This window comes from Bradyrhizobium sp. 160 (assembly GCF_023073735.1).
Taxonomy (GTDB): domain Bacteria; phylum Pseudomonadota; class Alphaproteobacteria; order Rhizobiales; family Xanthobacteraceae; genus Bradyrhizobium.
In genome coordinates this window covers 1-11784 of sequence record NZ_JADPKD010000086.1, presented here as the reverse complement: position 1 = coordinate 11784, position 11784 = coordinate 1, and the positions used below count along the sequence as shown (strand labels likewise).

The window sequence follows — 11784 nt, the reverse complement described above, 5'->3', positions numbered from 1 at the left end:
GTGAGTGTCGAGCAACTCAATGACGGGGTCGGTTGAGTTCGCGCCGTCCATTGTCGGCAGGGTCCTACGAGTGCTCCGTCTCGGTGGGCGGAACAGGATCCTGTCTCATGGAGAAGATGTGCAGGCGGCCGAGAAGGTCGGTGACCCTTCGGAGGTCCACATCCGGAAGACCGTCGTTGTCGATGATCGAGACCAGCTGCTTGGCATTGGCAGGGCTGTCGTAGGCCCATCGGATCACAACAGCGCCGACGACCTTCGCCTCCCGTTCATCCCTGGCTTGGATTTCTGCCTCCACACGTGCGGTCTCAGCGGCAAGCGCCGTCAGCCTCTGTTCCGGGGTGCGCTTGATGCGCTTCGGCTTGGTCTCGGTCGTGTCCATGTTCGAAGCTCGCTTTTTGAGAGTTGCATTCGAGGGGCGGGCAAAGCTAGGGTTGAGTCCCGAAGGGCGCGGTTACGTCTCGGACTGCGTCCGACACCCGCGGTCCTCAGGGGCTGCGCCCCGCCGGACGGCTTCCCCCCAGTCCGGCGCTTAGGCGCCGGACGTCAGGGTTCCTCACCCTGAAACCGAGCCAGCGTCGGGCCGCTGGACCACGTATGTGCGCACAGGGCGCGGTGACGGGATGGCGCTGTACCGCTTCGAGCTGAAGGTGATCGGCCGCTCCGGCGGGCGTTCGGCCGTCGCCGCAGCCGCCTATCGCTCCGGCACCCGGATGGTCTGCGCCCGCCGCGGCCAAGTCTTCGACTACAGGCGGCGCAAGGGCGTCTCGTCGCGCGAACTCCTCGCTCCCCCAAGCGCACCGGCATGGGCTCGCACGGATCGCCAGAAGCTCTGGCAGATGGTGGAGGCGAGCGAACGCCGGGTCGACAGTAGGCTCGCGAAAGAGGCCGTACTCTCGTTGCCGCGCGAGCTGAGCGTCGAGGATCGCGTCCGGCTGGTCCGCGCGTTCGTCGAGCGGGAGATTGTCGCGCTCGGTCTTGTCGCGGACATCGCGCACCACGACGGACGGACGGGAAAAGACGATCCGGACGGCGGCAATCCGCACGCTCACGTGCTGATCTCGACTCGTCGCGTCGGTCCCGATGGGTTCGAAGGCAAGGAAAAAGCTCTCGACGCTCGAGACACCCTGTTGCATCTCCGTGAAGCGTGGGCTTCGCATCTGAACGAAGCGCTCGAGCGTGCCGGAGCGCCGACGCGGGTCAGCCACCTCTCGCTCGCGGCACAATGCGAGGACGCCAAGGCTGAGGCTGCCGATGCGCGCGCCAGCGGTGACACGGAGAAGGCGGACGAAGCCGACGCAGCGGTTTTCGTGCTTGATCGGAAGCCGGAGCCGAAGCTCGGGCGGGGACACCACCTCCGAACCCGCGCTGGCATTCAGACCGACCAAGGCGAGGCCGTAGACGCGCTCCGGATTGAGCGTGCCCGCCGACAAACGCTGACCGCGACCCTGCGCACGCTGCTCCGAAAGGCCGCGCAGTTTCGGTTGCAACTCGGCGACCGCCTGCGTCAAAGCTTGAGCGAAGGTGCCATGGCCTCGCTGCGGGATACCAACCTCGCGGTGTCGGTGGGTCGCTTGGCACGCGGCGAAGGGGAGCGCCTGACTCCCGATGAGCGCATCAAGGCACAGGAACGACAGCGCGCGTTGAGGCACGAACAAGCTGAGCGGCGCTTGGCTTTGGGAGATGGTGAGCAGGCCTCGGCACGTGAGCGCGACCTGCGTCGAGAGGAGATTGAGCGCCATCGTATCGAACAGGAGTTACTGAGGGTCCGCGCCGTGATGCGGCGAGATCGTGGACGTGGGATCGGCCGCTGAGCGGCCGATCCACGGGCCGGCGCGCTAGTCCCTGCCCCACCCATCGTTCCGAACCGGCTTGCGGGACTTGGGCTTGCGCTTCTGTTCGGCCTTCGGGGTGAGGTTCGGCGGCACCGGAGCCGGAGCCGGCTGAGGAACGACGGGAGCGGGCTTGGCCTCCGCGTCTTTCTTGGCGCGCGCGTCGATGATGAGATCGCCGATGGTACGGTCGAAATTCGGCCCGTCATCGACGTTCGGTGGGACCTTGCACCGACAGGTCAGACACCGGTCAACGCGCACCCGGATCCGCTCAAACGCGCGTTCGTCCTCGGGCGTGATTTCCTTGTTGTCACGCTTGAGGAGCCGCACGCGGTCCCAGGTATCGATCTCGAAATCCTCGATCTCGCATTCCCAGAGTTCGATCCGCACGTCTTCCGGAACGGGGACGCCCGCAACGTACGTCGCGGTACTCAGAAGAAGGGCATTCTCCTTGCGGCACTCCCATGAAAGGTGACCGGCTCTCCTGACCTGTACGAGATATCGACAATCATGAGGGCGCAGCGGGTTTGAAGCTTCCGGCGCAGCGGAGGCATTCTGATCTTTGCGGTCTTCGTTCTGATTGGAGTTGGACATGTGAGGCCCCGGCATTTCCAGTTGCGAGGCCGTCTATGAATATCGCTCTTTGCCGAAAGTACAGAGCGGAGACCATTGGATAAGTGGGCCGGACCGGCAGACAGTATCTTGAAAAAGCTGAGAAATACTGCTACAAGGAGCAAGAACGACATCATAAAGACGGGAGAGACCCGTCACATGTGGAGGGGCATTCGCCACCCCAGTGAAGTCGATGGACTTCACTGGCCACATGTGAATACATTCTTAAAAGTAACCTAATGGAATTTGGCGGCTCGCCAAAGCCCGAATTGGCGGCAATTCACAGTTTCGTGAAGGAGCTGCCTAGGGTGTGGGCAGCCGCGGGGTGGCGTCTTCTGGGCTGTGATAATGACGCTTATCGGAGGTCAAGACGGAGTCGGTCATGGTGGCGCTGTTGGAGCAGATGCTCCGGGACGTGCGCCGGGAGATCGCCGCGATCGAGATGCGCTCGGCCGCGCGGACTGCTGGGCTCCTCGCCCTAATCCGGGATGGGGCCGACACCGCCGAGCAGGACCGGCTGATGTCGGAGGACATGCGCACCCTGGACGGCCTGCGTCAGGAACAGCGGGTGCTGAAGGAGGCCCTGGAACGCCCCGACCTCCCGGCGAGCGCCCAGGATCTGCTCGATCTCGCCGACGCGAAACTACGCCTTGTCCTTGAGGCCCGACTCCAGCTCCAGGACCTGAGGGGTCAGGGATGACCGTCGCGCCCGTCCCGGCCTCATCGCTCCTCGATGACGCGCTCGCGGACGCAGATCGGGAGATCGCCGAGACTGAGCGGCGGCGCGAACGGCAAGTTCACCTCCTCCACGGCCTCGACCCCGGCACGAAGGCGCGGACCTGCGCCGAGCGCCTCCTGTGCGAGATCGACTGGACCCTCTCAATCAACCACACGCACCGAACGCTCATCCAGAACCTGCTGGCGACCGAAACCTCCAACGACGTGGGTTCCCCGTGACCACCCTTCCTACCCCTGTCGCAGAGACCGCAATCGGCCCCGCGCTCGACTTGGAAGCGGTCGCCGCCCGCGCCGCCGGACTCGCTCGGCAGGCGCGCGCCGCTAACACGCTCCGCGCCTACGAGGCCGACTGGCGGGAATTCGCGGGGTGGTGCGCCGCCCGCGGCCTCGAACCGCTGCCCGCCGCCCCGGCCGTGGTCGGGCTCTACCTCGCCGACTGCGCCGACCGGCTGTCGCTCGCGACCCTCGCCCGGCGGGTGAGCAGCCTCGCCGCCCGGCACCGCCGGGCCGGGCTCGGCCTCGACGTGCGCCACCCGGCCGTGGCCGACGTGCTGGCGGGCCTCCGGCGCGAGCGCGGCTCCGCCCAGCGCCGCGCCGAGGCCCTGACCGTGCCGCGCCTGAAGCAGGTGCTCGCCGGGCTCGGCGTCGGCCTCGCCGACCGGCGCGACCGCGCCCTGCTCCTGGTCGGCACCGCCGCCGCGTTGCGGCGCTCCGAGCTGGCCGCCCTCGACGTGGCCGACATCGCCGTCCTGCCCGAGGGCCTGCGGGTCACGATCCGGCGCAGCAAGACCGACGCCGAGGGTCGCGGCGCGGTGCTCGCGGTCGGGCGCACGGGACAGGCGACGTGTCCGGCCGCCGCCTACACGGCGTGGCTTGCCGCGACCGGGATCGCCGAGGGGGCGGCGTTCCGCGCCGTCGACCGTCACGGCCGCCTCGGCGGGCGGCTGTCCGGCAACGCCGTCGCGCTGATCGTCCAGCGCCGCGCTGGCGCCGCCGGGCTCGACGCGGCGGCCTATGCGGGCCACTCCATGCGGGCGGGGTTCGCGACCTCGGCCGCCCATGCCGGGGTTGGCGAGATCCGGATCGCTCACCAGACCCGTCACGCCTCGCTCAGCACCCTGCGCCGGTACGTCCGTGAGGGGGCCCTGTTCGCCGACAATCTCGCTGTCGAGATCGGATTGTAGCGCTTCCAGGGCTCTCGTCTGGGACGCCCAGGAGTCCAAAGCGTAAGGCCCGACAAGGAGTTGCGGCTCGGTTATTGAAACGGTTATATTTTCCGCCATATCCTTCCAAGGGCGCGACGTGCTGCCGGATGGAGAGGGCCTTATGGACGTGGAAGAAGACCAGTCGCGCCAGATGGCGATCATCGAGCCCCTGCTGCTCGGCATCCACGACGCCTTGTACGAGGCGGTCGCCACCTACAACGGTGACGGGTACTCGGATGCGGTTCGTGCGCAGCACAGTGATCGCGCTGCCGCGTGCTGCATCTACGACCACGCCGAACGAGCGCTGATGGACCGCTTCGACGGCACGCCTGGGGTGAACTTCCTGGATCGCCGGGGGCTTCACCTGCTCAACTACCGGGATCAGGCGCTGATCCGGGTCAAGAAGGTGAACGGGTTAGGCCAACACGCTAACTACCAGACCCTGCAACAGCAGGATTATGACGACGAGATGCCCCTCCTCGATCTGCCCGAGGCGGCCGTGCGTCTGTATGCGGGCTACCAAATGGATGCCGCCGGGGCCGCGATCGAGCGGGTGATGATTGTCAGGCAGATCGGCAAGGACGTGATCTGGACGGCGCAGGTCACCGCTACGGAAGCCCAGGCTGCGTGGGTGGACATCACGCCGGAGCGGATCCCTGACACTGGTCGGACCGACTTTGAGGCGGCGCGTGCGAGACGAGGACGCTAAGTGACCGACGCGGTCTTCAACGCTGACATGCTGAGACTCGCGCGTGAGGCGCGCGAGATGACCCAGGCTGATCTGGCGAGAGAGGCGTCTGTCACGCAGGCGCTCATCTCGAAGCTCGAACACGGCCTGATCGGCCAACCCTCCGACGAGGTGCTGGGCAACCTCGCGAAGGCACTCCGCTTCCCTACAGCCTTCTTCCATCAGCGCGAGCGCGCGATCGGGTTCCCCGCCTTTCACTACCGCAAGCGCACGAAGCTCGGCGCGAAGCCACTCGCGCGGATCGGTGCGGTCATCAACATCCGGCGTCAGCACGTGGCGAGGCTCTTGCGCTCCTACGACCTGGAAGTCGCCAAGCCGATCCCTCAGATCGACCTGGACGAGAGCGGCCTCACGCCAGAGAAGGTCGCCGAGCGGCTGCGCGCGTACTGGATGCTGCCGCGTGGGCCGGTCGCCTGCGTGGTTGATACGATTGAGCAGGCGGGCGGCATCGTCATCATGACGAGCTTCCACACCAAGCTTCTGGACGGCATCAGCTTCCGTTCGGAGGGCATGCCACCGCTCTTCTTCATGAACAAGGATGTTGCCGGGGACCGCTTCCGTTTCTCGCTCGCGCACGAGCTTGGACACATCGTTATGCACACCGTGCCTGACGACGATCAGAAGATGGAAGAGGAGGCGCACCGCTTCGCTGCGGCTTTCCTCATGCCTGCCTCGGATATCAAATCATATTTGATATCTCCTAAGATTACTGCTCTCGGTAGAGTGAAAGCGTACTGGAAGGTCTCTATAAAAAGCTTGATTAAAAGAACTTACGACCTAAAATTAATTACTGATTCTCAGTACAAAAACATGAATGTTCAGTATAATAAATCTTTCAACGAGGGTGAGCCATACGAAATACAGGTAGAAGAACCTTGGCGCCTTAGAGATATCATCAAGTATCACTGCAACGAGCTTGGATACAGCTTGTCTGACTTGGCGCGCCTTCTGGCTGCGAACGAAGCCGACGTTGAGCGCGCGTATCTCCCGCGCCAGGGCCTACGCCTCGTGGTTTCGAACTGAGTTTTGGGTCCCCTTCTACGTGACGAGGACGCGTGTCCAGTAGGCGTTGTCTCCGCCGCCCTCGACTACGAGAACCCCATGGGTGAGGATATTCACGACGCTGCCACAGCGCTTGCCACGGCATATGCGAACGGCGATGTCTACCGTGCATCGGGCATGGTCCAGCGGGAACATAATGTCTCTGTACAAAAAACTACAAGATGTCCGCAGCGAGGAAGACGTCAAAGATGTTTACATTCAGGCGTTAGGCTTGAAGAAATATACCAAAGGGCTAATTGATATTCGTACGAAGGAAATGTGGTTCGAGGCTAAACATCACGGCAAGGACTCAAGTTATAAGATGTTCACCCAGCTTCTGCATTATGTGCAGGATGGGTTGAATAAAGGGGACGAGTTACCACCGTTCCTGGCAGTAATGGATACTGAGAAGGCGGCTCTGATGAAGACCGCTGATGTTATTCCATTTTTGAAAAAGAAGACGATAAAATGGGGCAAGTCGGCTACTAAATTCCCGAAGGAGGCGCTCGACCAAGTATCCGCGTTCATTGGAACAAGGATGGTCTCGTTCAGGATAGCGACGCACGAAGATGAATTCATCAGTACTGTAAAAGCCGCTCTGACAAAGGGCGATATTATCCGCATTTCGATCACGCCAGATAATTTGAAGCAAGTTTTCGATAAATGGGTCGAGATGATCGGTCGGGAAATCGGCGGTGCTCCGGTAGATAAATATGCCCTTCTCTTTTTCGCCGACATCATGCATGACGGAACCAAGGCGACTCATGAAAACTTGCCGGCCGAACTTCTCCATCAAGGAGAAGCGCCCGTATTTTCCCTCGACGGTAAACTTTATAAACTAGGTAATCGTGAGGGTTACCGTCAGTTCTGGTCAATTTATCACCGCCCACCAGATGAGGAGTATCGCAATTACTTATTAGAGCGTCGCGACTCCCTAATCCCGCTAGACGAGCGTAGCTTCAAGGGCGCTTTCTATACTCCACTCCACGTGGTTGATAAAGCCTACGATAAGTTAGCCGACGTTCTTGGGAAGAACTGGCAGAAGAACTACATAGTTTGGGACATGTGCTGCGGCGTTGGGAACTTGGAAACCAAGCATTCCAACCCGCGAAACGTTTTTATGAGTACATTAGATCAAGCTGACGTCGATGTTATGAAAGCTACTAGAACCTGCGTTTCCGCCACTCGGTTTCAATATGATTATCTCAATGATGACATTACGGCTGATGGCAGAATTGACTATAGCCTCACCAACAAAGTGCCGCCCGCTCTGCGGCAGGCAATCGCCGAAGGTCGAAAGATCCTGATACTTATCAATCCGCCATATGCAGAAGCTGCAAACATAGATAACATCACAAGTTCTCGTGGGAAAAATTCAGAGAGCAAAAAAAGCGTTTCAAAGACGCAGATTGCTAAAACGATCAGTGATTTTGGATACGCTTCGCGCGAACTATTCGTGCAATTTCTAGTGCGGATCGCCAAAGAGATACCAAACGCTACCTTGGCTATGTTCAGTACCTTGAAATATGTAAATGCTCCAAATTTTGAGCCATTCAGGTCGTTTTGGAATGCATCTTATCTCGGCGGTTTCTTGGTGCCTAGCAAAGCATTCGATGGTCTAAATGGGAATTTCCCTATTGGCTTCCTTATTTGGGAAACCGATAATTCCGCAAAAAAGAAGACACCAATTACAAACATAGTTGCGGAGGTTCTTAATAAAAAAGGCGAAGCAATTGGCGAAAAGCAATTCTATAATCTACCAAGTGAGCGATTTCTGAGCAATTGGATTAAGCGGGCAAGGTCTAATAAGGATGACGCCCTGCCCTTGAAAGGCGCGCTCGTGCCAACGACTAGTATTAAAGATGTGCGTGGCACTAAATGGGCAGACGGAGCGATCGGCGGAATGATTGCGCCCGGTGGTGATGTTCAACACGCAAATCTTACCGCCTTGCTATCATCAGGGTACTGTAGCGCAGGCGGTTTTTTCGTCACCAAGGAAAATCTCTGGAAATCGGCAGTTGTGTTTGCGGTACGGCGTCTAGTTAAGCCGTCGTGGCTCAATGATCGGGATCAGTTCTTACAGCCTGATGAGCCTCTTACTGAAGAATTTAAGATGGACTGCTTAGTCTGGATGTTGTTCAGCACACAAAATCTGACGGCTGGCGCGAACGGATTGGAGTGGAATGGTCGCCAATGGAGTCTGGTCAATCACTTTATTCCGTTCACCGAGGCTGAAGTTAATGCACCTGACCGATTTGAATCAGATTTTATGGTTCAATACCTACATAAAAAGAAGTTTTCGGTTGAGGCTTCCGCAGTCTTACGAGCAGGTAAAATCCTTTGGCAAACGTATTTCTCCATCACCGATGTATATAGCGTTCGTCAAAGCCTCAAACTCAATCGCCCCGATGTTGGATGGTATCAGATCCGATCCGCTCTTGGTCGACGCGAGGAACAGAAAGACAAAATCGAAACCGAATTTGCTGTCTTTGACTCAACCTACGAGACGCTGACATCGAAGCTAGCACCGATGATTTATGATCTTGGCTTCCTAAAAACTTAGCGTGCAGCAGCGGCTCATGCTGGTAAGCAAGCAGGCGAGATCTCGGGACACGAGGCGGAGAGAGAACGTTCGTCTCCGCGCTGTCAATCTGCATAGGTATGGGCGCTTAGCGTACGTTTTCGAACATCCTCTGCGATGACCCCGAGTTGGCGTAGACGAAATACCAAAGGTCCAAACCGGGTGAACGACGACGCCTTCACAGATGAGCTGAGATCGGCCCTGGAGGCCCTGATCTCGGAAGCCCGTGCAGCAGGCCCAGGGCGGGTTGTGACCGCGGCCGAGCGCGCTGCGATAATCTGGGTCACGGACCGCCAGGAAGCCCCCGAGGCCGCCCGCCGCGATCTGCCGGTACCAGAGACCGCACGCCGCTTGCAGTAGGATCCCGGCCGCCCTGGCTCCTGTGGTGGGCGACGCGATCTCTCGTTCATGACGGACACCCGTACCCACGACGATCTACGAACTTACAGCCTCCCAGATCCGGACTGGTGCACAACTGCGGTTCAGCCGGCGAGCCGACGCCACCATGGGCGTGCTTTCCAGGCTTCCAGCTCGGCGCGGGCCTGGGCGGTCTCCGCTTCGGCTCTCTTCTCCAAAGCACTCAACTCTACCCGTGATTGAGCCGCTGCGGCATCGGCCAATGCTAATCGCGCTTGCAGCTCGCGCTCGCGACCCCCGGCCTCCTCAACGACCTGGGCGAGTTGCCGAGCGAGAGCGGCGACCTCCCCGACTAAGTGATCGGATTTCTCAGTCTCGGCGCTCCTGTCAGCTACCGCCTGCGACAGAGCTTGCTGCGCCTCTGTGAGAGCCCGCTCGAGCCGTTCGATATGGGCGGTTAGGAAGGCAACGAAGGTCCTTTCGAGAGGGCCTTCGACAGGAGGCTCAGCATCGATTTCGCTTTCATCGAGAGGGGTTTCGACACCTCTCTTGAGAGCCCGCTCAAACTCTTCGATAGGGATCTCTATCCGGGTCCTACCGTCGTTACCGGGGAGCCTACGCCAGCCCTGTCGGCGCACGAGCTGCCGAGCTGAAGCCGGTTTCAGAGAGAATGCTTCCTCGATCTCCGCATACGTCATGATGCGGGACGAAACCCCCTTCGACACCTCGCTCATGACAGCCCCTCGGTCACTCGGAATGAGACGGACGAGAGGGTGTGTCCATAACTCTTTCGAAAGGGTATCTGACCGCCCTTTCGAGACCCCCGTCGAGGGAGGGCTTACCGTAGCCGTGTTGACTGCCTGTGTCGGTACGGGGATGGTGGGCGAATGCCGGACTCGTGCCGGTTCGAGGAGATAACCGCCACGACGGCAACGTAGAAAAAGCAACGGCCCCTCAGGCGCCAACCTGAGAGGCCGTGGACCGATCTCATAGAGACCGGCGGGGGATCAAACACCTCCCGACAGTCTCACGAGCACCCTTAGGGGTCAAGACGGGACGCCAATCCCGTCAACGGTCTTGCTCGTTCTGTGGAAGGGTGTCGCCCGCTAAGGCGATGCTCGCTGCTGTGCCGTGGCCCGCAAGGGCTGGGACATGTTCGCTGAAGAACTTAGGCGCGCCGTCGAGGTTGCGCCCCGGGGCGCGCTGCCCGAGGTGGCGGCGCTGCTGTGGCGCGCCTTCGGGGCGGGCCAGGTGAGTGAGGCCGAGGCCGAGGCGCTGTCGGCGCTGATCGAGGGGCGGACGGTCATCCCGGCCGCGCCCGTGCCGCCGCGAAGGCCTGCTAGCTCCCGGCCGCGGAGCGACGCCCCGCCGGGCCGACCGTCCATCTTCCCCCCGAAACGCCATCAGCGCTCGCCGGATCGCGCTCGGTCACTAGAGCGACGGCGGACCTTGGCTGCCTCTGGTCCAATGCCCCCGGCGCTCGCGGCCCGGCACACGACTGGCGAACTCGCCGCGTTACGGATCATCGCCGACGAGGTGCGGGCGCGCGGCGCATGTGAACTGTGCGTGTCGGCCATCGCGGCGCGAGCCGGGGTGTCGGCCTCGACGGCACGCAACGCGATCCGGACGGCTGCCCGTTCCGGGCTTCTCCACGTCGAGGAGCGCCGCCTTCTCGGCCGGCGCAATGATCCCAACCGCATCACCATCGTGGATGCCGCTTGGCGGGCTTGGATCGCGAAGGGCGGCCGAACCGGGGGGGGTGCCTTCAAAAAACTCGAGCCCACGGACAGAGGATCTCAGAAAGCGCAATCTTGGAGCGGTCAGCGGCCAGCGGAAACGTCGCAAAGAGCTGCCGGGAGGCAGGGTCGGGCGAGGGCAAGGCCACCTTCCGATTCCGGACCGGGTCCGTCACGGCGAGTGCCATCCATGCGGTAGGCTCATGCACCCGATCGTCATTCCGAACGGCCCGCTGCGCACTCAGTAGCCGTCGAGCACGGCGTACTCGCCACGCGGGCCGAACCGCGGCGCGCTCAGGTCGATGCGGACGCACAGGCGCGTGCGCCTGTCATCGGACTGGCAGTTCGTCAGCACCACGCGGCCTGCGCGGCGTTGCCAGTCCTCGGCCCGCGCCTGGAGCGTCGGCAATGCGACGCGCAGGCGCTCGACTTCGGCGGCGAGGCGGGCGCGTTCCGCCTGACCCCAGAAGGTAGACGCGGCGACGCCGGCAAACTGTGCGCCGGTGGCGCCCAGCACGACGAGGCTCAGAACTGCGGTGAGGCGAAGTGTCAGCCGAGCCGTTGCCTGTCGAACCCCGTGCGTCGCTGCGTCGATCTCACCGCGCGCGTCGTGCAGCGCGGCCACGACCTCGCTGCGCAGTCGGTCGGCCCCGAGCGCGGAGACCGTCGTGTCCAACGACGCGACGCGGTCGGACAGCGTTCCGAAGGCCGGCCCGAGGGCCGACACGTCGAGGGTGAGGGTACGAGGTTTTGCAGCCGCCATCTCGGCCGCCTGTGCGGCCTTGAGCGTCCCCTGCATGTCCTGCCCGAGTCGGTCCACGTCGCGGCGGACTGCCTTGAGCGTGTCGAGCAACTCAATGACGGGGTCGGTTGAGTTCGCGCCGTCCATTGTCGGCAGGGTCCTACGAGTGCTCCGTCTCGGTGGGCGGAACAGGAT

11 protein-coding genes are annotated in these 11784 nt (G+C 61.6%); 7 read left to right on the top strand and 4 right to left on the bottom strand.

Going from position 1 to position 11784, the window contains the following annotated elements; all coding sequences use genetic code 11:
* Positions 1–64 precede the first annotated feature (64 nt).
* Positions 65–379 (bottom strand): hypothetical protein, encoded by a 315-nt coding sequence (locus IVA98_RS36675; protein WP_247299899.1) that lies wholly within the window; start codon positions 377–379, stop codon positions 65–67.
* Between the two features lie 241 nt (positions 380–620).
* On the opposite strand from IVA98_RS36675, the gene mobQ reads away from it, so the two are divergent.
* On the top strand, positions 621–1811 hold the full coding sequence (mobQ, locus tag IVA98_RS36670) for a MobQ family relaxase (RefSeq protein ID WP_247299895.1): 1191 nt from the start codon (positions 621–623) through the stop codon (positions 1809–1811).
* Positions 1812–1835: 24 nt separating this feature from the next.
* Here mobQ and IVA98_RS36665 read toward each other — a convergent pair whose 3' ends face one another.
* A complete protein-coding gene (locus IVA98_RS36665; RefSeq protein ID WP_247299893.1) occupies positions 1836–2423 on the bottom strand; it encodes a hypothetical protein in 588 nt (195 codons plus the stop codon).
* Between the two features lie 400 nt (positions 2424–2823).
* On the opposite strand from IVA98_RS36665, the gene IVA98_RS36660 reads away from it, so the two are divergent.
* From IVA98_RS36660 to IVA98_RS36635, 6 genes are all read left to right on the top strand, one after another.
* Positions 2824–3141, top strand: a complete 318-nt coding sequence (locus IVA98_RS36660) for a hypothetical protein (RefSeq protein WP_247299892.1) — start codon at positions 2824–2826, stop codon at positions 3139–3141.
* On the top strand, positions 3138–3398 hold the full coding sequence (locus IVA98_RS36655; RefSeq protein WP_247299890.1) for a hypothetical protein: 261 nt from the start codon (positions 3138–3140) through the stop codon (positions 3396–3398). Before IVA98_RS36660 ends, IVA98_RS36655 begins: the two co-directional genes overlap by 4 nt.
* The gene (locus tag IVA98_RS37065) at positions 3395–4363 is read left to right on the top strand and encodes a tyrosine-type recombinase/integrase (RefSeq protein WP_247356922.1); all 969 of its coding nucleotides are present in this window, start codon (positions 3395–3397) and stop codon (positions 4361–4363) included. Before IVA98_RS36655 ends, IVA98_RS37065 begins: the two co-directional genes overlap by 4 nt.
* 142 nt (positions 4364–4505) lie before the next feature.
* Entirely contained in the window at positions 4506–5093 is a 588-nt protein-coding gene (locus IVA98_RS36645; protein WP_247299914.1) for a hypothetical protein, read from the top strand.
* Positions 5094–6155 carry an XRE family transcriptional regulator gene (locus IVA98_RS36640; RefSeq protein ID WP_247299911.1) on the top strand — a complete coding sequence of 354 codons (1062 nt, stop codon included), beginning with the start codon at positions 5094–5096 and terminating at the stop codon, positions 6153–6155. It abuts the gene before it with no gap.
* Positions 6156–6330: 175 nt separating this feature from the next.
* Positions 6331–8736 carry a hypothetical protein gene (locus IVA98_RS36635; protein ID WP_247299909.1) on the top strand — a complete coding sequence of 802 codons (2406 nt, stop codon included), beginning with the start codon at positions 6331–6333 and terminating at the stop codon, positions 8734–8736.
* Between the two features lie 500 nt (positions 8737–9236).
* On the opposite strand, the gene IVA98_RS36630 is transcribed toward IVA98_RS36635, so the two are convergent.
* Complete coding sequence (locus IVA98_RS36630; protein ID WP_247299906.1) at positions 9237–9845, bottom strand: hypothetical protein; 609 nt, start codon at positions 9843–9845, stop codon at positions 9237–9239.
* A gap of 1243 nt (positions 9846–11088) precedes the next feature.
* Positions 11089–11784: hypothetical protein (locus tag IVA98_RS36625; protein ID WP_247356918.1), on the bottom strand; the 696-nt coding region annotated here is incomplete at its 5' end.